Genomic DNA, 25,177 nt, shown 5'->3' with positions numbered 1-25,177 from the left:
CCATTTTGCAGTATTCCCGGCCAGCAGTCCACCGTGACCGGCCCAACGGTGACCGACTCCACGTCCGCTCAGGCGCGCGCCAGCTCCCGCTCGCGGTTCTCGACGCCGGCGGGAGCCCGGGTCGGGAGGTGCCCGACGGCCGCTTCGGCGCCCGTCGCGGAGGCGCGGGGCAGCAGGTGGGCGCGGAGCGCCAGCAGCACGGTGCAGGCCAGCGCCGTACCGGCCAGCGGCACCAGGAATCCGGTGCTCGGTCCGAAGCCGTCCGCGAGCTGGCCGGCCGAGGTGGCCGCGGCCGCCTGGCCCAGCGCGACCGCGCCGGTCAGCCAGGTGAAGGCCTCGGTCCGGGCGGCGGCCGGCACCAGCGTCTCCACGAGGGTGTAGCCGGTGATCAGGGCCGGGGCGATGCACAGGCCGACGACCAGGCCGACGGCGCCCAGCAGCGGCACCGCGGTCACCGCCCACAGCGGGGTGGTGGCCAGGGCCAGCAGCCCGTAGGCGACCAGCAGCCGGCGTCGCGGGCCGACCTTCCAGGTGATCGCGCCGCAGGCGATGCCGGCGAGCATGTTGCCGCCCGCGAAGATCCCGTAGAGCACGCCGTTGATGCCGGGCTGCCCGATGTGCTGGGTGAACGCGGTCAGCGAGACCTGCATCCCGCCGAAGACGGCGCCGATGCCGAGGAACGCCACGATCAGGACGCGCACGCCGGGCACCGACAGTGCCGAGACGCGCGGCAGCTCGCCCGCGCCGGGCCGGTGCACCGCCGGCTGGCTGCGCTTCTGCGCGGCGAACAGCAGCCCGCCGGCCAGCGTCAGCGCGGCCTCGGCGACCAGGCCGGCCGCCGGGTGGATGCCGGTGCACAGCGCGGTCGCCAGCACCGGGCCGACCACGAAGGTGAACTCGTCGGTCACCGACTCGAAGGCGGCGGCCGTCGGCATCAGCGGACCGGCGCCGAGCCGGGCCGCCCAGCGGGCCCGCACCATCGGGCCGACCTGTGGCGTCGAGGCGCCCGTGGGGACGGCCACCGCGAGCAGCGCCCACAGCGGGGCGTGCGCCAGGGCGAGGGTGATCAGCGCGGCGACGCCGGCGACATGCACCAGTACGCCGGGGAGCAGCACCGCGCGCTGGCCGAAGCGGTCGGCGAGCTTGCCGCCCTGCGGGGCGAACAGCGCCATCGCGACGCCGGTGGTCGCGGACACCGCGCCCGCGGTGCCGTAGGAGCCGGTGGTGGACTGGACGAGCAGCACGATGCCGATCGTCAGCATGGCGAAGGGCTGCCGGGCCAGAAAGCCGGGCAGCAGGAACGTCCATGCACCAGGGGTGCGCAGGAGTGTTCCGTAACCGGAGCGGGAGTCCTTGACCGCGGATGCCACGGCCGGGCCTTTCTGCCGCCTGGTAGCGCGCCGCCCGCGAGGTCGTCACGGATACGCGCCGAGAGCTGTCCTCTCGCGCAGGACCGAGTGATACCGCGTGGTCCGCACCGGAGAGGTGGCTGCGTGGGGCAGAGGACCGCGGCCGCCGAGCGGTCGCGCCAGCTCTGCATCAGGCAGAGTTGGTTCGTCGAATTGCGTCTTCATACTACAGGCCGCAGCGCGGGAAGCCCTGGGACAGGACAGGGCTTCCCGGGTATTTCCTCCGAATCCATGGAGATGTGCGGCACACTCCGGGCCCGTCCCGGTCGTCAGTGCGAGCCGGGCCGCCGTCCCGGGGCGCCGTGGATGCCCAGCCAGCCGGCCAGCTTGCCGCCCTGGGAGACCGCCTGCAGCCGCCGCTCGGCCGCGTCGCGCACCGGGTCGGTGGCCACCACCAGCAGCTCGTCGCCGCGGCGCAGCACCGTCGTCGGCGCGGGGACGAAGCTGGTGCCGTCCCGGACGACGAGGGTGACGGCGGCGCCCGCGGGCATCCGCAGCTCGCCGACCTCGACGCCGTGCATCCGGGAGGCCGGGCCGATGGTGGTCGACAGCAGATGGCCGCGCAGCCGCTCCAGCGGCGCCGACTCGATCCCCAGGTCGGCGGCCTCCTCGCCGTCGCCCAGCCGCAGCCGCCGGGCGAGCCAGGGCAGCGTCGGCCCCTGGACGAAGGTGTAGATGACGACCAGCACGAAGACGATGTTGAAGACCCGTTCGCTGCCCGGCACATCGGTCACCATCGGGATGGTGGCCAGCACGATGGGGACCGCGCCGCGCAGCCCGGCCCAGGACAGCAGGGTCTTCTCCCGCCACGGCATCCGCCACGGCAGCAGCGCCGCGAACACCGACACCGGCCGGGCCACGAGCGTCAGGATCATGCCGATCAGCAGCGCGGGCACGATGTCGTCGAGCAGGTTGTGCGGGGTCACCAGCAGACCGAGCAGGACGAACATGCCGATCTGGCCGATCCAGCCGAGGCCTTCGGCGAAGCCGCGGGTGGCGGGGGAGTGCGGCAGCTTGGCGTTGCCGAGTATCACCGCGGCCAGATAGACGGCGAGGAAACCGGAGCCGTGCGCCAGCGCGCCGACCGCGTAGGCGGAGACCGCGATGGCCATGACGGCGATGGGGTACAGACCGGACGCGGGCAGCGCCACGTGCCGCATCGCGTAGGCGCCGAGCCAGCCGATGGCCAGGCCGATGGCGGCGCCGATCGCCAGCTCCAGGGCGATCGTGCCGAGCAGGAGGTACCAGTGCTCGACCGGCCCCGCGGTGGAGAAGGCGACGACGAGGATCACCACGGGGGCGTCGTTGAAGCCGGATTCGGCCTCCAGGATGCCGGTCAGCCGGGCCGGCAGCGGCACGCTGCGCAGCACGGAGAAGACGGCGGCGGCGTCGGTGGAGGAGACCACGGCGCCGATCAGCAGCGCCTGGCGCCAGTCGAGTCCGGCGAGGTAGTGCGCGCCGGCCGCGGTGATCCCCACGCTCAGCGCGACGCCGACCGTCGACAGGGACGCCGCCCGGGGCAGTGCCGGCCGGATCTCCTTCCACTTGGTGCCCAGGCCGCCCTCGGCGAGGATCACGACGAGGGCGGCATAGCCGAGGAGTTGGGTCAGCTGGGCGTTGTCGAAGACGACGCCGCCGGGGCCGTCCTGGCCTATGGCCACGCCGATCCCCAGGTAGATGAGCAGGCTGGGCAGCCCGCTGCGCGAGGAGACCCGTACCGCGGCGACCGCGATGAGCAGTACGAGTGAGCAGATCAGCAGGAGTTCGTTGAGGTGATCGACAGACAGGAGCTGATCCTTCCTCGCACGGGTTACCGGGAACGGTTTTCCTTACCGTATCTAGTTACTGAGGCTAACAATTTACCATTACTTGAAGGTTGGATGTGCTGGCGGTGACTCCGCGTAGGGGTCGCCGAACCCGTGCGCCTATGGTTGCTCCAGCACTCCCACCCTGCCCCTCGAAGGACAGAGATGCCCGCCAACAAGTCCGGCCCAGTCCCCAGGAAAAAGAAGGGGCGGCGCGGCCGCCTCGTCGCGATCACGGTCGTGCTGCTGCTCGTGGCGGGCATCGGCTTCGGCGCGTTCTGGGGCGTCAGTACCGTCCGTGCCTCGTTCCCGCAGACCACCGGTTCGCTCAAAGTCCCGGGCCTGACCAACCCGGTGGATGTCACCCGGGACGCCAACGGGATCCCGCAGATCTACGCGGACACCGACGAAGACCTCTTCCGCGCCCAGGGATATGTCCAGGCGCAGGACCGCTTCTGGGAGATGGACGTCCGGCGCCACATGACGTCCGGCCGCCTCTCGGAGATGTTCGGCAAGAGCCAGGTCAAGACCGACTCCTTCCTGCGCACGCTGGGCTGGCACCGCGTGGCGCAGAAGGAGTACGACACCAAGCTGTCGCCGAGCACCAAGAAGTACCTCCAGGCCTATTCGGCTGGCGTCAACTCCTACCTCAAGGACCACGAGGGCTCCGCCCTGTCCCTGGAGTACGCGGCGCTGGACTTCCAGAACGACTACAAGCCCGAGAAGTGGACCCCGGTCGACTCGGTGGCCTGGCTCAAGGCGATGGCCTGGGACCTGCGCGGCAACATGCAGGAAGAGATCGACCGGTCCCTGATGACCAGCCGCTTCACCCCGGCGCAGATCGACCGGCTCTACCCGGCCTACCCGTACAAGCGGAACAAGCCGATCGTCGAGGGCGGCGCGGTCGACCCCGCCACCAAGCAGTTCAAGCCCGGCGCCGCGGCGAACTCCGCCCCCGCGGGCGCCGCCGGGGCCGCGGCCGGCTTCCAGTCGCAGCTGTCCTCGCTGTCCAAGACGCTCGACAAGGTCCCCGCGCTGCTCGGCCCCAACGGCAACGGCATCGGCTCCAACTCCTGGGTGGTCTCCGGCGACCACACCACCACCGGCAAACCGCTGCTCGCCAACGACCCGCACCTGGCACCGCAGATGCCCTCGCTCTGGTATCAGATGGGCCTGCACTGCCGCACCACGAGTCCCAAGTGCAACTACGACGTCTCCGGGTTCACCTTCTCCGGCATGCCGGGCGTCGTCATCGGCCACAACCAGGACATCTCCTGGGGCATGACCAACCTCGGCGCGGACGTCACCGACCTGTACCTGGAGAAGGTCAGCTCCGGCGGCTACCTCTACGACAACCGGCAGCGGCCCTTCGTGACCCGCAAGGAGACCATCAAGGTCGCCGGCGGGGAGAGCCGCGAGATCACCGTGCGCTCCACCAACAACGGACCGATCGTCTCCGACCGCGACGGTGAACTCGCGGGCGTCGGCAAGGACGCCCCGGTCGGCAACGCCGCACCGGACCGCGGCGACGGCTACGCCGTCTCCCTGCGCTGGACCGCGCTGAACCCCGGCAAGTCCATGGACGCCGTCTTCGAGATGAACCGCGCCAAGGACTGGACCGGCTTCCGCAAGGCCGCCGAGCACTTCGAGGTGCCGTCCCAGAACCTGATCTACGCCGACACCAAGGGCAACATCGGCTACCAGGCCCCGGGCCAGATCCCCGTCCGCGGCAAGGGCGACGGCAGCTTCGACGGCACCTACCCGGCGCCCGGCTGGGACCCGCGGTACCGCTGGACCGGCTACATCCCGCAGAAGTCGCTGCCGTACGAGTACAACCCCAAGCGCGGCTACATCGTCACCGCCAACCAGGCCGTCACCGACGAGAAGTACCCCTACCTCCTCACCAAGGACTGGGGATACGGCTCCCGCAGCCAGCGGATCAACGACCTGATCCAGTCGAAGATCAAGGACGGCGGCAAGGTCTCCACCGACGACATGCAGGCCTTCCAGAAGGACAACAGCAGCGAGATCGCCCGGCTGCTGACGCCCTATCTGACGAAGATCGACATCAAGGACAAGTACGTCCGCGACGCCCAGCAGCTGCTGGACGGCTGGGACTTCACCCAGGAGCCCGACTCCGCCGCGGCCGCCTACTTCAACGCCGTCTGGCGCAACACCCTCAAGCTCGCCTTCGGCAACAAGATGCCCAAGGAGCTGCGCCCCGAGGGACAGTGCCTGACCGTCCGCCCGGCCGACGAGACCGGACCCGCCGACGAGAACGACAAGTACGTCCGCGAATGCGGCGAGCGGGCCGGCGACACCGCCCAGCCCGACGGCGGCGACCGCTGGTACGAGGTCGTCCGCGGCATCCTGGACGACCCCAACAACGCCTGGTGGAAGACCGAGGACCGGCCCGGCCGCCCCGGCGACAAGAACCGCGACCAGCTCCTGGCCCACGCCATGGCCGACGCGCGCTACGAGCTGACCTCCAAGCTGGGCAAGAACATCGACAACTGGAGCTGGGGACGGCTCCACCAGATGTACCTGAAGAACCAGACCCTGGGCACCGACGGACCCGGCGCCCTGCAGGGCCTGTTCAACCGCGGCCCCTGGAACGTCGGCGGCGGTGAGGCCGCGGTCGACGCCACCGGCTGGAACGCCGCCGGCGGCTACAAGGTCACCTGGGTCCCGTCGATGCGGATGGTGGTCAACCTCGCCGACCTCGACAAGTCCCGCTGGATCAACCTGACCGGTGCCTCCGGGCACGCCTACGACGCCCACTACTACGACCAGACCGACAAGTGGGCCAAGGGCGAACTGCTGCCCTGGGCCTACAGCGAGGACGCCGTCAAGAAGGCCGGCAAGGACACGCTGACGCTGTCGCCGTAGGGGCCGTCCGTAGGGGCCCCGGATCGCCGCCGCACCGCAGGGGCGGACCGGAACTCTCCGGTCCGCCCCTTGCGGCTTCCCGGCCGCGCCGCTCAGCCCTCCGCGCGGGCCGGCGGCGCGGCGAACCGATGCACCGCCGACGGGGTCACCGCGGCATGCACCCGCCGGTCGTGCGGCTCGGCGGGCACCTCCGCCAGCACCTCCGCGTCGTAGAGCAGCACCACCAGCGACGCCCGCGCCCCGGCCCGCTCCAGCCGCGCCAGCACCCGGTCGTAGGAGCCGCCGCCGCGCCCCAGCCGCAGCCCGCCGCGGTCCACCGCGAGCCCCGGCAACAGCACCACGTCCGCCCCGGTGACGGCCTCGGGGCCCAGCCGCGGCCCGGCCGGCTCCAGCAGCCCGCGGCCCGCCCGGACGAGCCCCTCGGCGCCCTCGTAGCACGCCCAGTCCAGATCGTTGTCCGCCAGCAGCACCGGCAGCAGCACCCGCACCCCGGCCGCCCGCAGCCTGTCGAGCAGCGCGCGGGTGGAGGGCTCACCGCCGATCGAGACGTACGCCGCGACAGTGGGCGCGGTGCCCGGCGAGCCGGCGCCGGCCAGCTCGTCCAGCTCCAGCGCGCGCCGGGCCAGCGCCTCGCCCGTCGACGCGAGGACATCCGCCGGCAACGCACTCCTCACCTCCAGGAGGGCCCGCCGCAACCTGCGCTTTCTATCGTGATCGACGCTCACTGTGTGCCCTTGCTCCCGCTCTTGTGGCTTTTCGCCGTACCCTCATCATCATTCCGATAGGGCCGGTTATGGTGGCGCGCATGACCCCATCGCACACGCGGATCAGCAAGGCTGTCATCCCCGCAGCCGGCCTCGGCACCCGGTTTCTCCCCGCCACCAAGGCCACGCCCAAGGAGATGCTCCCGGTCGTCGACAAGCCCGCCATCCAGTACGTGGTGGAGGAGGCGGCCGCCGCCGGACTCTCCGACGTCCTGATGGTGACCGGCCGGAACAAGCGCCCCCTTGAGGACCACTTCGACCGCAACTACGAACTCGAAGAGGCCCTGCACCGCAAGGGCGACGAGTCCCGCCTCGCCAAGGTCCAGGAGTCCAGCGACCTGGCGACCATGCACTACGTCCGCCAGGGCGACCCCAGGGGCCTGGGCCACGCCGTGCTGTGTGCCGCACCACACGTCGGCGACCAGCCCTTCGCCGTCCTGCTCGGCGACGACCTGATCGACCCCCGCGACCCGCTGCTGGCGCGCATGGTCGAGATACAGGAGCAGTACGGCGGCTCGGTCATCGCCCTCATGGAGGTCGACCCGGCCCAGATCCACCTCTACGGCTGCGCGGCCGCCACCCCCACCGGCGACGACGACGTGGTCGGCGTCTCCGACCTGGTCGAGAAGCCCGACCCGGCCGAGGCCCCCAGCAACCTCGCCATCATCGGCCGCTACGTCCTCGACCCGGCCGTCTTCGAGGTGCTGCGCAAGACCGCCCCGGGCCGCGGCGGCGAGATCCAGCTCACCGACGCCCTCCAGGCGCTGGCCGCCGACCCCGCCCTCGGCGGCCCGGTGCACGGCGTGGTCTTCAAGGGCCGCCGCTATGACACCGGCGACCGCGGCGACTATCTGCGTGCCATTGTCCGACTCGCATGCGAACGTGAGGACCTCGGCCCGGACTTCCGGTCCTGGCTTCGCAGTTACGTGACCGAGGAGATGTAAAACGTTGAACGGCACCACCGGCCAGACCCGCCACCAGGACCGCGTCTGGTCGGTGGCCGAGCATCTCGACGACGTCCTGTCGAAGATCGCCCCCCTCGACCCGATCGAGCTGCAACTCCTCGACGCCCAGGGCTGCGTCCTGGTCGAGGACGTCACGGTCCCGGTCGCCCTGCCGCCGTTCGACAACAGCTCCATGGACGGCTATGCCGTCCGCGCCGCCGACACCGCCGCCGCCGACCGGGGCGCCCCGGTCTCCCTCACCGTCATCGGGGACATCGCGGCCGGCCACGGCGAGCTGCCGGCCGTCGGCCCCGGCCAGGCCGCCCGCATCATGACCGGCGCCCCGGTGCCGCCCGGCGCCGACGCCGTCGTCCCCGTCGAGTGGACCGACGGCGGAGCGGGCGAGGGCCCGGCCGCCGCGATGCGCGCCCACAGCGCCGCCCCCGAGGACGCCGGCGGCGAGGTCCGCGTCCACCGCCCGGCCGCGGCCGGCGCCCACATCCGCACCCGCGGCAGCGATGTCACCGAAGGCGAGCAGGCCCTGCGCGCGGGCACGGTCCTCGGCCCCTCGCAGATCGGTCTGCTCGCCGCCATCGGCCGCGGCACGGTCCGGGTGCGGCCCCGCCCCCGCGTCGTGGTGCTGTCCACCGGCAGCGAACTCGTCCAGCCCGGCGAGGCGTTGGGCCCCGGCGAGATCCACGACTCCAACAGCTTCCAGCTGACCGCGGCCGCCCGCGCCGCCGGAGCCCTCGCCTACCGCGTCGGCGCCGTCGCCGACGACGCCGACACCCTCCGCTCCACCCTGGAGGACCAGCTCATCCGGGCCGACCTCCTCGTCACCAGCGGCGGCGTCAGCGTCGGCGCCTACGACGTGGTCAAGGAGACCCTGACCGCCCTGTCCGCGACGGAGGACGACGGCTCGCCGCTCGCCGGCGGGACGGTCGAGTTCCGCACCCTGGCCATGCAGCCCGGCAAGCCCCAGGGCTTCGGCCTCATCGGCCCCGACCGCATCCCGCTCCTGGCCCTGCCCGGCAACCCCGTCAGCTCGTACGTCTCCTTCGAACTGTTCGTCCGCCCCGCCCTGCGCGTCCTCATGGGGCTGCCCGACGTCCACCGCCCCACCCTCCGCGCCCGGATCACCGACGGCATCGCCTCCTCGCCCCAAGGACGCCGCCAGTTCCTGCGCGGCCGCTACGACGCCGGGGCCGGCACGGTCGCCCCGGTCGGCGGCGCCGGCTCACACCTGATCAAGGCCATGGCCCACGCCGACGCCCTGATCGTCGTCCCCGAGGAGACCACCGAGGTCGCCGCGGACAGCGAGGTGGACGTCGTCCTGCTCGGCTGACCCGTCGCCGCCGGGGGTACGGTGTCGTCCCACAGGCGGCAGTTTTGACCGGGAGAACGATGAGCAGCGGCCAGCACCACCTCACCCATCTCGACGCGGCGGGCGCGGCGCGGATGGTGGACGTCTCCGCCAAGGACGTCACCGCCCGCACCGCCCGCGCCCGTGGCCGGGTCCTGGTATCGCCGCAGGTCATCGAGTTGTTGCGGGGCGAGGGCATGCCCAAGGGCGACGCCCTGGCCACCGCCCGGATCGCCGGCATCATGGGCGCCAAGCGCACCCCCGACCTGATCCCGCTCTGCCACCCGCTGGCCGTCTCCGGCGTCAAGGTCGACCTCGCGGTCACCGACGACGCCGTCGAGATCACCGCCACGGTCAAGACCACCGACCGCACCGGCGTCGAAATGGAGGCGCTGACCGCGGTGTCCGTCGCCGCCCTCACCGTCGTCGACATGGTCAAGGCCGTCGACAAGGCGGCCGTCATCTCCGATGTCCGCGTCGAGGAGAAGACCGGCGGCAAGTCCGGCGACTGGAGCCGGTCATGACACCCGCCCGCGCCCTGGTCGTCACCGCTTCCCACCGGGCCGCGGCCGGCGTCTACCCCGACCGCGGCGGACCGCTGCTCACCGAGGGCCTGAGGGCCATGGGCTTCGAGGCCGACGGCCCGCGGGTGGTGCCCGACGGCGACCCGGTGGAGGCCGCCCTGCGCGAGGCCGTCGCCTCCGGCCGCTACGCCGTCGTCCTGACCACCGGCGGCACGGGCCTGTCGCCCACCGACCGCACCCCCGAGGCCACCCGCCGCGTCCTGGACTACGAGATCCCCGGCATCCCCGAGGCGATCCGCGCCGCCGGCCGGAGCAAGGTCCCCACCGCCGCCCTCTCCCGCGGCCTCGCGGGCGTCGCCGGCACGACCCTGATCGTCAACCTCCCCGGCTCCACCGGCGGGGTCCGCGACGGCCTCGCCGTCCTCGCCGACCTGCTGCCGCACGCCGTCGACCAGATCCACGGCGGCGACCACCCCGCAGCGCCCGGGAGCCCGAGCTGAACGCGTCCTGGCCCGTGGTCCTCACGGACGGGGAGGTCATCCTCCGCCCGATAAAGATGCGCGACCAGCGGGCCTGGCGCGAGGTCAACCGCCGCAACCGCGACTGGCTGCGCCCCTGGGAGGCGACCGTCCCGCCGCCCCCGCCCGGCCTCGTCCCGCCGCACCGCCCCACCTACCGCCAGATGGTCCGCCATCTGCGCGCCGAGGCGCACGCCGGCCGGATGCTGCCGTTCGTCATCGAATACCGCGGCCGGCTCGCCGGGCAGCTCACGGTAGCCGGGATCACCTGGGGCTCCATGTGCGCCGGCCACATCGGCTACTGGGTCGACCAGGGAGTCGCCGGCCGCGGTGTCATGCCGACCGCCGTGGCGCTCGCCGTCGACCACTGCTTCCGCGCCGTGGGACTGCACCGCATCGAGGTCTGTATTCGGCCCGAGAACACCCCCAGCCGCCGGGTGGTGGAGAAACTCGGATTCCGCGAGGAGGGCATCCGCCCCCGCTATCTGCACATCGACGGCGCCTGGCGCGACCACGCGGTATACGCCCTCACCACCGAAGAGGTGCCCGGGGGCCTGCTCAACCGCTGGCGGCGGGAGAGACCCGGTACTCCCGGCTCCTCGCGTAAATAAAATAAATGTTCGAATAGTGTCGCCGATCGACCCGATAGGCGACCGCGCCGATCTCTACCATCACAAAAAAGTTCGAGATATCAGCCAGATCGTGCGACACACCGGCTCAATTGGCGGATGGCCCCCTGCAAACCCCTCTACCGTGTGAGGCGTGAGAAGCAGCGGCCTCATCTACGCAGTCATCGTCGGGGCCTGGGCTGCCTACTTGGTGCCGATGTGGCTCCGTAGGCAGGACGAGCTGAACGAGGCCCGTCCGACCGAGCGCTTCAGCACCGCCATCCGGCTGCTGTCCGGACGCGCGGCGATGCAGCGCCGCTACGACAAAGAGCGTGGTGGGTACCCGTCCGACGATACGGGCGACGAAGCGGACCCGGACGCTCCGGCCGACGAGGCCGACGCCCGGCCCTTCGGTGACCCCGCTCGGGAGGACGCGCTGGACGCTCCCCGCGCCCGGGTGCAGGCCGCCGCTCCGCGCCCCTCCGCCGCCGAGCGGACCAAGCGCGCCAAGGTCCTCGCCCGCCGCCGGCGCACCACCACCCTGCTCTTCATGGCCTTCACCGTCGGCGCCGTCGTCGTCGCGGTCGGCGGCATGCCCTTCCTCTGGGCCCCCGTCCTCCCCGCCCTGCTCCTGACCGCCTACATCGTCTATCTGCGCACCCAGGAGCGCCGCCGCTTCACCTTCACCATGGACCAGCGCAAGGCGGAGGCGGCAGCACAGCGACTGCGGGAGGGCCGCCGACACCCTCACCGGGCGGCCGACCAGCCGCCCGCCGACGACCACCCGGCCGACGCCCGCACTGACCTCCCGGACGCCGCCCCGGAACCGCCCCGGCCCGCCCCCCCCGTCCACACCGCCGGTCGCCGCGCCCTGGTGGAGGAGACCGACCACGCCGAGTGGGTCGACCAGCAGCGCGAACGCGAGCGCCCGCGCCCCGCCGCCGGCAGCTGGGAGCCCGTCCCGGTCCCCCTCCCCACCTACGTGACCGCCCCCGTCGCCCCGCGCGCCACCAGCCACGTCGACCTGGACGCCGAGGACGCCTGGAGCTCCGCCCGCTCCAGCGCCGCCCCCGACCACCCCCAGCCCGACACCCCCCAGGACCGCCCCACCCACCCCGGCCGCCGCACCCGCGGCCGCACCCCGCTCTTCGACCAGTACGAGGACGAGGACCGCCCGCGCGCGGCGAACGAGTGACGGCCCTCCGCTGACCAGCACCGGAAGCGATTTCCGAGCACCGCGACCGAGATGCTAGAGTTTCACTCGTCGCAAGGGCCTGTGGCGCAGCTGGTAGCGCACCTCGTTCGCAACGAGGGGGTCAGGGGTTCGAATCCCCTCAGGTCCACAACCAACGCGTCAAAGCCCCCACCGGGATGATCCGGTGGGGGCTTTTTCGTGTCGCACGGCAGTGAAGCGCAGCAACTAGGTGGGATCCGCTTGGCTGCCGCCGGGATGTCTGCTCGATTTCCGGAGCGCCTTCTTTTCGCGTCGACTGCCGGCGGCAGGTGCGTGGAGACCTCCACGGTTGTTCTGCAGATCGTGGTGCGCCAGTCCCGTCGATGCTCCGAGGCGAGAACTGCACGCAGCGGATGTGGTTTTGGTCGCCTCACGGCTGCCGTGTCCGATGATCACGACCTGCGTCGCGCCGACTGACGTCGTGCACGAGGTTCACGAGTGTCCGATGGCGATCCGTGTCTGAACGTCGCTGTTCATGCAGGGGCATTGTCGTGCGGTCTCGGCGCAGTGTTCCCGCTCTCGCTCAAGCCGGCGAGGCGTCCAGCTGTGGCTTGCCGGGAGCTCCCTCCCACGATCACTCATCATGCCTTATTTTCCAAGGTCAATTGGCAGATGGTGGATGCGATGTTAACTATTGCACCACTCTGACCTTGGAAGTTGCGGTTGCGGGGTGGGTTGGTCGAGAATCGCTCTGACGAGGAAAGCCATCCGCGGCGCCTGGTAACGAAGCGGATGGCCCTCGGCACCTCCCCTGCAGAGAGGAACTTCCTCATTATGGAAGAGGGCAAGCATCAGGGCCAGTTGGTGTCCCTGCATTGGCTCAGCGGCACCGTCTATGTGATCGCTCTCCTCGCCGGAGTCGGACTCATCATGAGCGGTCGGGCCAGCGTCCCGGAAGCCTCCGGCTACGTCACACCACTCCTCGTGATCTATGAACGGATGTCGAGAGGTGGCGGCAGCGGTGACCGTGCAAGTGCCTCCTGATCCGGCTGGTCGCTGTACGGCAGCGACGTACGGCAGCGACGTACGGCAGCGACGTACGGCAGTCGTGACGACTTCAACGTGACCGTCGCGGGCTCGTACAGGACGGTTGATCAGGAGGGATGGCCTCAGCAACCCTTGTGCCGGTAGTACACAACGAGGCGGAGCTTTCCTGGAGTTGGCTCAGGGAGAGTTCGAGGGTGGCGAGGGGAAGGCGGCTCTCCCTGGTGGAACGGGGGAGCCGCCTTCGTTTGGGCTGTGGGGGCGGGGCCGGAGTCCCGGCGGCCGCGGGCGCCGTCAGGTCAGGGTGCGACCGTGAGGGTGCAAGGGACCTGGAGGCTGGCGGTGGTGGGGCCGCCGACGGGGCTGCTGATGCCGAGGGTGCCGTCGAAGGCGGCCAGACGGCGTTGGACGCCGAGGAGGCCGCTGCCGGACTCCATGCCCGCGCCGCCGTTACCGTCGTCGGTGACGCTCACGGCCAGGGCGTTGGCACGGTACTGGACGTCGATCAGGACGCGGCGGGCTCCGGAGTGCTTGGTCGCGTTGGCCAGCAGCTCGCAGACGGCGAAGTAGGCGGCCGACTCCACCGCAGGCTCCGGGCGGGACGGGAGGTTCGCGGTCACCTGGACCTGGAGGCGGCTCTCCATCGCCAGCGAGCGGACGGCGTCGACCAGGCCACGGTCGGCGAGCACCGGCGGGTGGATGCCCCGGACGAGGTCACGGAGTTCCTCCAGCGCCCGCACGGAGGCATCGCGGGTCTCGGCGAGCAGGGTGCGCACGGCTTCCGGGTTCTCGTCCAGCAGCGACTCGGCCGCTCCCAGCTTCATGCCCATGGCCAGCAGCCGGGCCTGGGCGCCGTCGTGCAAGTCGCGTTCGATGCGCCGGATTTCGGCGGCGGAGGAGTCCACGACGTCCGTACGGGTCCGGGCGAGGTGCTCGACCCGCAGGCTCATCCCGGCCTTGGCCGTCGGGGCCAGCAGGGAGTGGGTGATCCGGGCGTGCAGTCGCAGGACGTACGGGGCGATCAGCAGGCCGACCGGGATCTCGATCAGGCCGAGGCCGCCGGCGATCCAGGCGGCGTCCTGGCTGCGCACCGGGACGAACAGGTACCAGGTGCCGTCCCACGCGTGCACCACCGGCTCCCAGATGAACGGGAGCAGCATGCCGAACAGGCCGTGGGCGAGCATTCCGAAGGGGATGACGGCGAGCAGGCCGGTGACCGTGGCCGCGCACTGCGCCCACAGCATGTCCCGCCAGGTCGCGCTGTCGGTCAGGAGCGCCTCGCAGGTGCGCCAGGCGCCCTTCCAGCCGCCGACTCGCTGCGGGAGGGGCGAGTACGGCTCGGCGACCGGGACGCCCGTGGCACCGGTCAGGCGCCGCTGGGTGCGGGCGGACCAGCGCAGGCCCGCGACGAGCCCGGGCACCAGGAAGAGTCCGAAGCCCACCAGCGCCAGGGTCAGTCCGGTGAGCACGAACCAGGCGAGGAAGACGGCCAGCAGCCCGAGGAAGAACATGTTCAACCCGCGGCCCATGGCTAACCAGCCGGCGGTGAACCAGTTCCGCCCCTGGCGGGCGCTCTCCACGGAGCGGTACGTGTCTTCGGTCATGTCTGTCGTCTCCCGAGTTCCTGCTAGGTGCGGGGCCTGCCCCGGCATCGTGCTGGGTCCATCCTGCGGGGCCCGGCCCCGTGAATCAGGGGTATTAGGCCTACTTCTGAGGGGGGGGAATGGCCGCCCTTCAGCGGGCGGCGCCGGGTACCGCCCAGGTGGTGGCCACTACTACGGCCAGAGAGGGCAGGGTCAACGCCCGTACCAGGGTGACGGTGAGCACGACTGACACCGTCAACACCAGACACATCCGGGCGACTTCCGGCGAGCCCAGGACCGCGCCGAGCGCGAAGACGGCGCACATGAGGACGGCGCCGACGGTCATGCCGTCCGCGGTGTGCGTCACCGCCCGCGCGGCGGCCTCCCGCGGAGCCATACCGGCGGCCCGGTGCGCTCGTACGCGCAGCACGACGTCGCGCAGCAGCAGGCCGGACACGGCGAGCGCGAGAACGAAGCCGAGCGGCGGCGCCCAGGGGGCCGGAGCACCGTACCCCCAGGCGCCGGGGGCCGGTGCGGGTTCCCACAGACGCAGGAGGGGCGCGGACAGCCCGCAGGCGGAGACCGCGGTGAGCGCTCCGGGAATCGTGACCACGAGGGCCACCGGGGCGGACCGGAACACCGCGGTCAGCGCAGCGAAGCCCAGCAGGACGGTGGCAGTCGCCACCGCGACGGCGTTCAGGGCGGAGATCCCGCAGCCGGCGGAGGCCGTGGTGTCGTGCAGCAGCGTGGCCGGGGTGCCGGGGAACTCCCGGGGCCACCACACCAGCGGCAGCGCCAGCACGGCGTGCAGGGCCACCGAACCCGCAAGGGTCCCGCCGGGGCGCCGGACACCGGGCCGCAGCAGCAGTGGCCACAGCCGCGGCGGACCGAGCCGGTAGGTGAGCCGCCACAGCACCGGCAGCTTGGGCCAGGCCAGATGTCGGCCGAAGCGGGCGGTGACCGCGGGAAGGACGGTGAGGGAGGCCAGCATCACGGCGGTCACCGTGAGCACCAGCCCGGTGGCTACCGTGGACAGCAGCGGATCGCCCGCGACGTAGAGCCCGCAGACCACCGCGATCGTCACACAGCTGGAGAGCAGGACGGCGTGGCTGGAGCCGCCGGCCGCCTCGGTGCTCTGCGCGCGGCTCGCCCCGAAGCTCCGGGCCGCGCGCTCGGACCGGAGGTGGAGCAAGCAGTAGGTGAGGCTCAGTGCCGTGCCCAGGACGGTCACCAGTGCCAGAACGGAGGCGGTGGGCCGCCCGCCGGGTAACAGCCGGGCCAGCACCGCCCACCAGCCGTCGGCCCCGGCCACGACGCTCAGGGTGACCAACAGGGACACCAGGGCAGGCACGACCGCAGCCAGCAGCGCGATCAGCAACAGCAGGACGGTGCCGCCGGCGGCGAGGACGTACCAGGTCATCCGCCGGGCGGACGCGTCGGCGAGCACCTCGTCCACCGGGGCCCTGAGTGACAGGAGCCCCGCGGCCAAGGAGGCCGCGACACCCCCCAGCCACAGGGACAGCGTCGACCAGGGGTGCCTCGCACTCCAGCCCGCCGTCCTGGCCACGGCCGTTCTCAGGTCCATCACACCCACCGGTCCACCTCCCTGTCCGGCCGCGCCGGATTCCCGGCTCCACCTGGCACACCGAAGGAGGGGTGGGCGGAGCGGCACGTTCCATGTTCCGGGACGCGGCTGCGGAAGCGCACAGGTGTTAAGACGTCTCGCGAAGTAGTGCTAGCACTACCGGACTTCCGGTCCGGACGCGATACGCGGCCGCGAGCGGAGTGTTCCGTCATCAACCGGTCACTGGCCTGTCAGCCGAATTGGCCAGACTGGCCCGGAAATTGCATCGCCGACAATCCACCATACGGGGGCGCGCGTGCCGAGACTTTCCGGAGCGACCGGATGACATCCTTCGCAGCTGTTTCGACGTTCCTCCCCCCGAGTGTTCCGATTTCCGAACTCCGGGAGGATTCCCCGCTGGACGCGAGGCAGGTCCGTCGTTTCCAGCGCTTCTACGGGCTGTCGGCGGTGGTCCGGGCTCCGGAACTGGACGAGGAGGGGCTGCTGCTCGCCGCGGCGTCCAAACTGGACGGGCTGCGCGGCCAGGAGCAGCGGGTGCGCTACCTGGTCCAGGCCCGTACCTTCCCCAGCAGCAGGCCGGACCCCGCCGGCGCGCTGCGGCGGATCGGCGCGGAACTGGGCCTGTCCGAGGCTGTCGCCTTCGCGGTGACCGGCCAGGCCTGCGCCAGTGGTCTCGAGGCGGTGCACCTCTGCGGCCGGCTGCTGGCCGCGGACGGCGACCCGGACGCGTTGGCGCTCGTCCTCGCCGGCGAGAAGAACTTCACCCCGATCGCACGATGTGTGCCGCGCAGCAATGTCGGGGGCGAGGCCGCGGCGGCCGTCCTGGTGCGGGAGGGACGTGCCGGGGACACCGACGAGGTGCTCGGCCGGGCCACGCGGACCTACGGGCGGTTTCATGACGAAGTCGTCACCGGTGAGCCGTCCTCCACGGAATTCAACAAGCTTTATACGGAAGCGCTCGGCGAGGTGATGATGGCGGCCTGTGAGAATTCCGGCATCGCCTTCGACGATATCGACCTGATCATTCCGCACAACGTGAACACCATCTCCTGGCATGCGGTCGCCGATCAGCTCGATCTTCCTTGGGAACGCATCTTTCTGGACAACATCCCGGTGACCGGTCACTGCTTCAGCGCGGATCCCTTCGTCAACTACGGGACGGCCGGCCAGCTCGGCCGGTTGCGCCCCGGCGGGCGGTATCTGCTGACCGCCGTCGGGCTCGGCGCGACGTTCTCGGCGATGGTCGTGCAGCACTGAGCCGTCATCACGGGCGAGGGGACAACATGGAAACGTTGCTGCCGGGCTTCAACGCCCGCTTGAAGGCGGCTGTGGCCGGGGACGAGAAGGCGGCGTTCGTCTTCCTCGGCAACTTCGAGGTCGAGGAGCAGTGGGCGCTCGGCGAACCAGGGCTGCCGCGCATGGGCTTCACCGCCGGCGGAGCCGTGGTGAACTCCATGGACGAGTTCGCCATGCTGCTGGCCGACGAGCGCGACCACGTCGTGCTCAAGAGCCGGCCGGACGAGGGCTACCTGGCGTACCTGCGCCACCTCGGCCTGGCGCTGCCCACCGTGCACGTCGTCGCCGAGTCCGATCCGGCACGCACGGTCTCGCAGGACGCGCTGGCCGACCCGGCCCTGCATGCCACGCTCGCGGACGCCGCCGCACGGGACGGGCTGATGCTCTACGTCCACGGCGTCTCCGCCGTCGAGGAGGAACTCGCCGCGCGGACGGGGCTGCCGCTGGCACACCCGACGGCCGCCGTGTGCAAGGCGGTCAACAGCAAGATCTACAGCCGCCGGGTCGCCGACGCGCTCGGCATCCGGCAGGCACGTGGGTGGGCCTGCGACACGGTCACCGAGCTGACGGCCGCCGTCGCCGAAGCCCGTGCGCTCCTCGCGCAGGGCCGCAGGCTGGTCCTCAAGGACGCCTACGGAGTGTCCGGAAAGGGGATCATGGTGATCGAGAGCGAGCGCCGGCTCGACCGGGTGCACCGCATGGTCCTCTCCCGCGCCGAGGCGGCCGGCAGCGACCGGGCCGGGCTGGTGCTGGAGGAGTGGGTGACCAAGCAGGCCGATCTCAACTACCAGGTCACGGTGGGCCGCGACGGCTCGGTGCGCGGTGACTTCGTCAAGGAAGCGCTCACCGAGAACGGCACTCACAAGGGTCATCGGATGCCCGCCCGGCTCTCCCCGCTCCAGCTCGCCGAACTCAACGACGCCGGACTGCGCATCGGCGCGCGCCTAGCCGCCGACGGCTACTTCGGAGTGGCGGGCATGGATGCCCTGCTGCTGCCCGACGGCACGCTCTTCCCGGTCATCGAAATCAACGCCCGCAACAACATGTCCACTTACCAGGTCCTGCTGCAGGAGGCATTCGTCGGCGAGGGACGTATCGCGCTCGCCCGTCACTACCCCCTCAGACTCACCGCACCGCTCGCCTTCGAGGAACTGCGCCGCACTCTCGACGGCCTGCTGCTGGAGCGCCCCGACGGCGCCGGGCTGCTGGTGAACAACTACGCCACCGTCAATGCCGCCGTGCACACCCTCGCCGAGCCCGGCGCGTCCGCCGACGGACGGCTCTACGGCCTGGTCGTGGGCGACACCGCGGAGCAGGTCTCCGCGATCGACACCGAGATCACCGCCCGGCTGGCCGCGGCGACGGAAGGAGCCTTCCATGTCGGCTGAGTTCAAGATCCAGGGCATCGGCATCACCGAGCTGGCCGAACGGCACGGCACCCCGATGTATGTGTACGACGGCGACGCGCTCGCCGCGAACTTCCGGTCCCTCCGGGCCCGTCTGCACCCGCGCGCGGAGATCTTCTTCTCGCTGAAGGCGAACCCGAACATCTCGCTCTGCGCGCTGCTGGGCCGGCAGGGCGCCTGCGCCGAGATCTCCTCGATGACCGAGCTTGTCACCGCCCGGCGGGCCGGTATCGCGCCGCGCGACATCATCTTCCTCGGGCCGGGCAAGAGTCGCGCGGAGATCGCGGCGTGTCTGGACGAGGGGATCTACGCGATCGTCTGCGAGTCGCTGGGCGAACTGGCCGTCATCGACGAGCTGGCCCGTGAGCGCGGTGTCACCGCGTCCGTGGCGCTGCGCGTCAATCCCAGCTTCGCGGTCAAGGGCTCGGGCCTGACCATGGGCGGCAAGCCCCGGCAGTTCGGCATCGACGAGAGCCAGCTGTTCGACCTGCCGGACCTGGCCGCACGGCACGCTCACGTCCGGCTGATGGGTGTCCAGGTCTACATGGGCACCCGCATCCTCAGCGAGGAAGTGGTGGCCGAGAACACCGGTCGCATCTTCGACCTCGCCGAGCGGTTGTCGGAGAAGCTCGGCTTCGTGCTGGACCTGGTCGACTTCGGCGGCGGCTTCGGGGTCGCGTACTTCGACGGGGAGAGCGATCTCGACCAGGAGCGGCTGACCGGGCTGCTCAATCCGGTCATCGAGGAGTTCGCCGCCCGTCACCCCGGCACCCGGCTGATCAACGAGCTGGGCCGCTACCTCACCGCGCCGTACGGGGTCTACGTCTCCCGGGTGCGCTATGTGAAGACGTCGATGGACGAGAACTTCGCGGTGGTCGACGGTGGCACCAACCACCACATGGCGGCCGTCGGCATCGGTTCCTTCGTCAAGCGCAACTTCCCCATCCGGCTGCTCAACCGCACCGATGAGGCGGAGACCGGGAGCTGGAACATCACCGGGCCGCTGTGCACCCCCAACGACACCCTTGGCAAGAAGGTGCAGTTGCCGCCGCTGCGCACAGGCGACCTGATCGGCGTGGAGCGCTCCGGCGCGTACGGGCCGACCGCTTCCCCCGTGCACTTCCTCAGCCACGGCTACCCCGCCGAGGTGCTGGTGACCGACGGCCGGGACCACCTCGTGGGCGAACGGGAGTTCCCCGAGGACCTGCTGCGCCGCCAGCGCCTGTACCCGGCAGCGGCGCCCGTCGCCGAGACCGACAACTGACCACCCACACCTTCATCAGGAGAACCGCCGTGCCCCAGACAGCTGAGCCCGCCGCCCAGGAGCAGACCGTCGCTGCCGTGCGCCAGGCGCTCGCCGAGGTACTCGACCGCGAGCTGCCGGACCTCGGCCCGGACGCCAAGCTCTTCGACGACTACGGCCTGGACTCCACCGGCGTCCTCGACCTGCTCATGCGCCTGGAGGAGGTCCTCGACGTCGAGTTCGACACCGAGGAGCTGGAGATGAGCCATTTCGCCACCGTCCGCACGCTGGCCGACTACGTGGCCGCCGCACGGTGACGCTCCGCCTCGCGGGAGCCGCGCACCGCGCCTTCGACGGTCGGCCCCCGGCACCGGCCGACCCCTTCCTGGTCCGCATCTACACGGACATGGCCGAGCTGTACGGCACCACCTTCGACCAGGAGCGGCTGGAGCGGGCCCACCGCAACACGTTCTCCCGCATGGCCGAGGGGCTGCTCGACACCCTGCCGGCCCTCGACGACCCGCTCGACCTGGTGGTCCTCGCCTCCGCCGAGCCGGACTTCGACCCCAGGCAGTCGGCGGTCGCCTACCTGAGCGAGCGGGTCCCGGGCCGGCCGCTGGGGTTCGCCCTCAGTGACCAGGGCGATGCGGCCCCGTACACCGCACTGCGGCTGGCCGGCGCATACGCCGCGGCGGGCCAGGCGGGCCGGGTACTGGTCACGGCCATGGACCAGACGACCACGCCCGCCGACCCCCGGCCGCCCCGCCAGGGCGTGGGCGCCCGGGACGGCGCTGCCGCCCTGGTGCTGTCCGCCGCGGGTCCCGGCGCGCCGACCGAGGTGCGGCAGTACGCGGGGCTGACCCCCGACGAGGCGGACAGCCAGCTGCGCGCGGTCCTGGAAGACGGGGTGGTGACCACGCTCATCGCCGGCGCCGGCCTCGCCCCGGAGCGGATCACCCCGCTGTCCGGAGCGCGGACGGAGGTGGTGCGCCCGTCGACGGAGTTCCCGTGCAGCGGCGTGTGGGGGCTGCTGGCGGAACGGCTGCCCGACTTCACCCGGGAAGGCGGCACGGTCGTCGTCGCCGACTACGTATCGCAGGGGCCGGACGGCTCCGGCCGTGGGGAACTCTCCCTCTGTGTCGTCGACTTCGGGGCCGCGACGGTATGACCTTCACCGGATATCCGCCGGACGGCACCGTGTACGTCTGGCGGATACCGCTGTTTGCGCCCCCGCACGTGGTCGCCGGCCTGGCCGCGCTGCTCGGCCCCGAGGAGCGGCGGCGCGGTCGGCAGGCGCTCCCCGACGACCGGCGGCGCTTCGTCATCGCGCACGGCGCCACCCGCTCGCTCCTCGGCGGTTGCCTGGGGCTGCCGCCGGAGCGGCTGTGCTTCACCCATGGCCGCTGGGGCAAGCCCGCCCTGGCCGGCCAGCCACGGCTGTGCTTCAACCTCTCCCACTCCGGCGAGCTGGCGCTGCTGGCGGTCGCCGCGCGGCGACCGGTCGGCATCGATGTGGAGCGGGTGCGCCCGGCCGACCGGTCCCGCAGCGCCGGGCGCTGGTTCCCCACCGCGGAGGCGGAGTTCGTCCGCACGGCGGCCGGTCCGTTGCAGTCGGCGGCGCGCTACGCCCGGCTGTGGACCCGCAAGGAGGCGTGGGTCAAGGCGGCCGGCGGCCGCATGGTGCACGGCCTGGGGCTGCCGGTGGGAACGGGGCCGGACGCCGACGGCGGCACTGCGGTCACGGACCCCGCGGGGCGCGTGCCGGGGCACTGGTCGCTGCACGGGGTCCCGGCGGGCGAGGGGTACGCGGCGTCGCTGGCCGTGGCGGCAGAGCCCTCGGCGGAACCGGTGCGCGTCGAGGTCAGGCGGTGGCGAATGCCCCGGGTGGCAGCCGCGGCGGGTTGCTGAGCGGCGCGCCCGCCGGCGTACGGGCCGGCGGCGGGGCCTGCAGAGGGACGCTCCGGGACGTGTCGTTGTTCAGGTAGGTCAGGACCGCCTGCACCCGCCGGTTGTCGTCCTTGGACGGCAGGAGCTGGAGCTTGCTGAAGATGTTGTTGATGTGCTTGCCGATGGCCTTGTCGGTAACGAACAGCGACTCGGCGATGCCGGCGTTCGACTTGCCTTCCGCCATCAGGCCCAGCACCTCCAGCTCACGCTGGGTCAGGCTGTCCAGGGGCTCGCGGCGCGAGCCGTTGTGCAGCAGGCGCTCGATGACCTTGGGGTCCATGGCGGTGCCGCCGTCGGCCACGCGGCGCACGGCCTCGATGAACTGGCCGCTGTTGAGCACCCGGTCCTTGAGCAGGTAGCCGACCGAACCCTCACCGCCGGCGAGCAGTTCCCGGGCGTACAACTGCTCGACGTACTGTGACAGCACCAGCACGGGAAGCCCGGGGATGCGGCGGCGCGCCTCCAGGGCGACCTGAATCCCCTCATCGGTGAAACTCGGTGGCAGCCGCACGTCCACGATGGCCACGTCCGGCCGCTCGTTCAGCAGCGCCCGCAGCAGTTCGGGGGCGTTGTCGACGGATGCGACGACCTCGCAGCCATGGGCCGCCAACAGGCGTTCCATGCCTTCCCTCAGCAGGAACAGGTCCTCTCCGAGAACGACGCGCATCAGGCCCCCCGGCGACAGTCGGTTGTCCGACGCCGCACACAGCGCCTCTACGCACCGGACTGTACCCACTCTCACTGACGGGCCAGTGACAAATCGATGACGAATCCGGCCACCCTGCGGTCGGCCGCAGCGGTAATCGAATGGTCATCGAAACGTCAGTGGCGTGGGGAAGTGTGGCTTTCCGGCAACGATGCCCCTGACGCGCCCGCGGACCGCGGCGCCGACGTAGGCGTCCCGGATCAATGGTGGAGTTTGCATGCCCTCCTCTGGCACTGAGGTACCGTCGTTCTCCGTCATCTCGGGTGAGCAGGTTTCCCGAGTTTTGGACGGGCAAGAGAAGCAGATCGTCGATCTGGTCGACTACGCCTATCGCGTGCACGGCATCGGCGACACCGTCAACCCGCCCTCCTACTTCCTGAAGTTCGAGGACCGGCCGTCGTCGCGCATCATCGCGCTGCCCGCCTCCGTGGGCGGTGAAATCGGGGTCGACGGGATCAAGTGGATTTCGAGCTTCCCCGAGAACATCGCCTCGGGACTGCCGCGCGCGTCCGCCGTGCTGATCCTGAACGACCAGGAGACCGGATACCCGTTCGCCTGCATGGAAAGCTCCATCATCAGCGCGGTCCGCACGGCGGCCTCCGCGGCGCTGGCCGCCGACTGGCTCACCCGTGAGGGCGGCCGTCCGGCGCGCGTGGGATTCATCGGAACCGGTCTCATCGCCCGGTACATCCACACCTACCTCGCCGGCAACGGGTGGAATTTCGACGAGATCGGGATACACGATCTCAGTTCCGATTACGCCGCCGGTTTCGAGAGCCACCTGCGGGCCTCCGGCTGTACCGCCCGTACGACGGTCCACGACTCCGCCGAGAGCCTGATCCGCAACAGCGACCTGGTCGTCTTCGCGACCGTCGCCGGCACTCCGTACGTCACCAACCCGGTGTGGTTCGCGCACAACCCGGTGGTGCTCAACGTCTCGCTGCGCGACCTCGGCCCCGAGATCATCAAGGCCTCGTCCAACTTCGTGGACGACGTCGAGCATGTCCTGAAGGCCGATACCTCGGTGCACCTTGTCGAACAGCAAGTGGGCAACCGGTACTTCATCAACGGGACGTTGCACAATGTGATGACGGGAATGGTCAAGGTGCCCCGCAACCGACCCGTGGTCTTCTCGCCGTTCGGTCTGGGAGTACTCGACCTGACCGTCGCCAAGCATGTGTACGACGAACTCGTCAGGGCGAGTGAACTGCGCGAGATCGACGGGTTCTTCCACGAGCTGTCCCGGCACGGGAAAAAGTAACCGTAACCCTTCTACAGGACCAGCCCTGCGGTAGGGAGGACCGAACGTGCCTGTTATATCCGCCCCGCATGAATTCAATGTGCCGGATCTCTTCATCGACCTGAAGTCCGTGCTCGGTGCGCAGCTCTATCTCAAGTGCGAGGGTTTCAACTTCGCCGGTTCCATCAAGCTGAAAGCCGCCGTGGAAATGATCGCGCGGGGCGAGCTGTCCGGCGCCTTACGGCCCGGGATGACCCTGGTCGAATCGTCGTCGGGGAATCTCGGCGTCGCACTGAGCCTGGTCGCGGCGAGCAAGGGGTACCGCTTCATCTGCGTCACCGACAGTCGGTGCACGCTGGCCAACCGCCAGCGGATGGAGAACCTCGGCGCCCAGGTACGGATCATCACCGAACCCGACGAGGAGGGCGGCCTGCTCGGCGCCCGCATCCGCCACGTCGAGGAGCTGTGCGCCGGCGGCGAGGGCTTCATCTGGCTCAATCAGTACGCCAACCTCGGCAACTGGATGAGCCACTACCGCACCACCGGGCCCGAGATCGGCGCCCAGTTCCCGGACCTCGACGTGCTGTTCATCGGCGCCGGCACCACCGGGACCCTGATGGGCTGTGCCCGCTACTTCCGGGAGAACCAGCCCTCGGTCACCGTCGTCGCCGTCGACAGCGTCGGCTCGGTCACCTTCGGCACCCCGCCCGGCCCGCGCATGATCCCCGGACTGGGCACCAGCGTCCGCCCGCAGATCCTCGACGACTCGTACGTGGACGACGTGGTGCACGTGCCCGAGACCGACACCATCCGGATGTGCCACCGCCTGGTCCGGCACGGCTTCGTCCTCGGCGGCTCCACCGGCACCGTGCTCAGCGGCGCCCAGCAGTGGATCGCCGTGAACCGCCCGGAGCGGGACATCCTCGGTGTCGCGATCTCCCCGGATCTGGGGGATCACTACCTGGACACCGTCTACCAGCAGAAGTGGCTCCAGGACATCTACGGCCTGGACAGGGACGAGCTGTCCGAAGCGGATGAGCTGTCCGCGGCGAGCAGGGCCACCGCGTAGCCCCGCTTCCCCGCCCCTCGCGCGGCCCCGGACCACCGGCCCGCCGCACACCCACCCTTC

22 protein-coding genes and 1 tRNA gene are annotated in these 25,177 nt (G+C 71.0%); 17 read left to right on the top strand and 6 right to left on the bottom strand.

Annotation, left to right across the window (positions count from 1 at the left end):
• Positions 1-68: 68 nt before the first annotated feature.
• Both ACQP17_RS15545 and ACQP17_RS15540 read right to left on the bottom strand, forming a co-directional pair.
• Entirely contained in the window at positions 69-1,370 is a 1,302-nt protein-coding gene (locus tag ACQP17_RS15545) for an MFS transporter (RefSeq protein WP_433856851.1), read from the bottom strand.
• Between the two features lie 308 nt (positions 1,371-1,678).
• Positions 1,679-3,196 (bottom strand): potassium/proton antiporter, encoded by a 1,518-nt coding sequence (locus tag ACQP17_RS15540; RefSeq protein ID WP_433859913.1) that lies wholly within the window; start codon positions 3,194-3,196, stop codon positions 1,679-1,681.
• Between the two features lie 183 nt (positions 3,197-3,379).
• Between ACQP17_RS15540 and ACQP17_RS15535 the strand changes: the two genes are divergently transcribed.
• Positions 3,380-6,103 (top strand): penicillin acylase family protein, encoded by a 2,724-nt coding sequence (locus ACQP17_RS15535; protein WP_433856850.1) that lies wholly within the window; start codon positions 3,380-3,382, stop codon positions 6,101-6,103.
• Positions 6,104-6,195: 92 nt separating this feature from the next.
• Here the strand turns inward: ACQP17_RS15535 and ACQP17_RS15530 are convergent, their stop codons facing one another.
• Positions 6,196-6,798 carry a 5-formyltetrahydrofolate cyclo-ligase gene (locus tag ACQP17_RS15530; protein WP_433856849.1) on the bottom strand — a complete coding sequence of 201 codons (603 nt, stop codon included), beginning with the start codon at positions 6,796-6,798 and terminating at the stop codon, positions 6,196-6,198.
• Between the two features lie 110 nt (positions 6,799-6,908).
• Here ACQP17_RS15530 and galU point away from each other — a divergent pair, with 110 nt between their 5' ends.
• The 8 genes from galU to ACQP17_RS15490 all read left to right on the top strand — a co-directional run bounded on the left by galU (position 6,909) and on the right by ACQP17_RS15490 (position 13,042).
• Positions 6,909-7,811: a UTP--glucose-1-phosphate uridylyltransferase GalU gene (gene galU, locus ACQP17_RS15525; RefSeq protein WP_189101747.1), complete on the top strand. Its 903-nt coding sequence runs from the start codon at positions 6,909-6,911 to the stop codon at positions 7,809-7,811.
• Between the two features lie 4 nt (positions 7,812-7,815).
• Positions 7,816-9,156, top strand: coding sequence for a molybdotransferase-like divisome protein Glp (glp, locus tag ACQP17_RS15520; protein WP_433856848.1), 1,341 nt, complete (start codon positions 7,816-7,818; stop codon positions 9,154-9,156).
• 59 nt (positions 9,157-9,215) lie between these two features.
• Positions 9,216-9,698, top strand: coding sequence for a cyclic pyranopterin monophosphate synthase MoaC (gene moaC, locus ACQP17_RS15515; RefSeq protein WP_433856847.1), 483 nt, complete (start codon positions 9,216-9,218; stop codon positions 9,696-9,698).
• Positions 9,695-10,198, top strand: coding sequence for a MogA/MoaB family molybdenum cofactor biosynthesis protein (locus ACQP17_RS15510; RefSeq protein WP_433856846.1), 504 nt, complete (start codon positions 9,695-9,697; stop codon positions 10,196-10,198). The genes moaC and ACQP17_RS15510 overlap by 4 nt, the downstream gene beginning before the upstream one ends.
• A gap of 14 nt (positions 10,199-10,212) precedes the next feature.
• On the top strand, positions 10,213-10,827 hold the full coding sequence (locus tag ACQP17_RS15505; protein WP_433856845.1) for a GNAT family N-acetyltransferase: 615 nt from the start codon (positions 10,213-10,215) through the stop codon (positions 10,825-10,827).
• A 151-nt stretch (positions 10,828-10,978) separates the two neighbouring features.
• Positions 10,979-12,019 carry a divisome protein SepX/GlpR gene (sepX, locus tag ACQP17_RS15500; protein WP_433856844.1) on the top strand — a complete coding sequence of 347 codons (1,041 nt, stop codon included), beginning with the start codon at positions 10,979-10,981 and terminating at the stop codon, positions 12,017-12,019.
• A 75-nt stretch (positions 12,020-12,094) separates the two neighbouring features.
• Positions 12,095-12,167 (top strand) — tRNA-Ala (locus ACQP17_RS15495).
• 665 nt (positions 12,168-12,832) lie between these two features.
• On the top strand, positions 12,833-13,042 hold the full coding sequence (locus ACQP17_RS15490) for a hypothetical protein (protein ID WP_433856843.1): 210 nt from the start codon (positions 12,833-12,835) through the stop codon (positions 13,040-13,042).
• 299 nt (positions 13,043-13,341) lie between these two features.
• Here ACQP17_RS15490 and ACQP17_RS15485 read toward each other — a convergent pair whose 3' ends face one another.
• A complete protein-coding gene (locus ACQP17_RS15485) occupies positions 13,342-14,646 on the bottom strand; it encodes a sensor histidine kinase (protein ID WP_364882922.1) in 1,305 nt (434 codons plus the stop codon).
• A gap of 130 nt (positions 14,647-14,776) precedes the next feature.
• On the bottom strand, positions 14,777-16,210 hold the full coding sequence (locus tag ACQP17_RS15480; protein ID WP_433856842.1) for an MMPL family transporter: 1,434 nt from the start codon (positions 16,208-16,210) through the stop codon (positions 14,777-14,779).
• Between the two features lie 321 nt (positions 16,211-16,531).
• Here ACQP17_RS15480 and ACQP17_RS15475 point away from each other — a divergent pair, with 321 nt between their 5' ends.
• Genes ACQP17_RS15475 through ACQP17_RS15450 form a run of 6 tightly spaced genes read left to right on the top strand, consistent with a single transcriptional unit; the run spans position 16,532 to position 22,063 of the window.
• Entirely contained in the window at positions 16,532-17,467 is a 936-nt protein-coding gene (locus ACQP17_RS15475) for a 3-oxoacyl-[acyl-carrier-protein] synthase III C-terminal domain-containing protein (RefSeq protein WP_433856841.1), read from the top strand.
• 26 nt (positions 17,468-17,493) lie between these two features.
• Positions 17,494-18,894 carry an ATP-grasp domain-containing protein gene (locus tag ACQP17_RS15470; protein ID WP_433856840.1) on the top strand — a complete coding sequence of 467 codons (1,401 nt, stop codon included), beginning with the start codon at positions 17,494-17,496 and terminating at the stop codon, positions 18,892-18,894.
• On the top strand, positions 18,884-20,176 hold the full coding sequence (locus ACQP17_RS15465; RefSeq protein WP_433856839.1) for a type III PLP-dependent enzyme: 1,293 nt from the start codon (positions 18,884-18,886) through the stop codon (positions 20,174-20,176). Before ACQP17_RS15470 ends, ACQP17_RS15465 begins: the two co-directional genes overlap by 11 nt.
• A gap of 29 nt (positions 20,177-20,205) precedes the next feature.
• Complete coding sequence (locus tag ACQP17_RS15460; RefSeq protein WP_433856838.1) at positions 20,206-20,472, top strand: acyl carrier protein; 267 nt, start codon at positions 20,206-20,208, stop codon at positions 20,470-20,472.
• Entirely contained in the window at positions 20,469-21,323 is an 855-nt protein-coding gene (locus ACQP17_RS15455; RefSeq protein WP_433856837.1) for a hypothetical protein, read from the top strand. Before ACQP17_RS15460 ends, ACQP17_RS15455 begins: the two co-directional genes overlap by 4 nt.
• Positions 21,320-22,063 (top strand): 4'-phosphopantetheinyl transferase family protein, encoded by a 744-nt coding sequence (locus tag ACQP17_RS15450; RefSeq protein ID WP_433856836.1) that lies wholly within the window; start codon positions 21,320-21,322, stop codon positions 22,061-22,063. Before ACQP17_RS15455 ends, ACQP17_RS15450 begins: the two co-directional genes overlap by 4 nt.
• On the opposite strand, the gene ACQP17_RS15445 is transcribed toward ACQP17_RS15450, so the two are convergent.
• Positions 22,017-22,769, bottom strand: a complete 753-nt coding sequence (locus ACQP17_RS15445) for a response regulator transcription factor (RefSeq protein WP_433856835.1) — start codon at positions 22,767-22,769, stop codon at positions 22,017-22,019. The genes ACQP17_RS15450 and ACQP17_RS15445 overlap by 47 nt on opposite strands.
• Positions 22,770-23,025: 256 nt before the next feature.
• Between ACQP17_RS15445 and sbnB the strand changes: the two genes are divergently transcribed.
• Positions 23,026-24,069: a 2,3-diaminopropionate biosynthesis protein SbnB gene (gene sbnB / locus ACQP17_RS15440; RefSeq protein WP_433856834.1), complete on the top strand. Its 1,044-nt coding sequence runs from the start codon at positions 23,026-23,028 to the stop codon at positions 24,067-24,069.
• 46 nt (positions 24,070-24,115) lie between these two features.
• Positions 24,116-25,117, top strand: a complete 1,002-nt coding sequence (gene sbnA, locus ACQP17_RS15435; protein WP_433856833.1) for a 2,3-diaminopropionate biosynthesis protein SbnA — start codon at positions 24,116-24,118, stop codon at positions 25,115-25,117.
• Positions 25,118-25,177: the final 60 nt, after the last annotated feature.

The sequence above is a fragment of the Streptomyces kronopolitis genome (assembly GCF_050953795.1).
GTDB lineage: Bacteria > Actinomycetota > Actinomycetes > Streptomycetales > Streptomycetaceae > Streptomyces > Streptomyces kronopolitis_A.
Note: the sequence above shows the minus strand (reverse complement) of the source record. Positions and strands in the feature narration are given on the sequence as shown.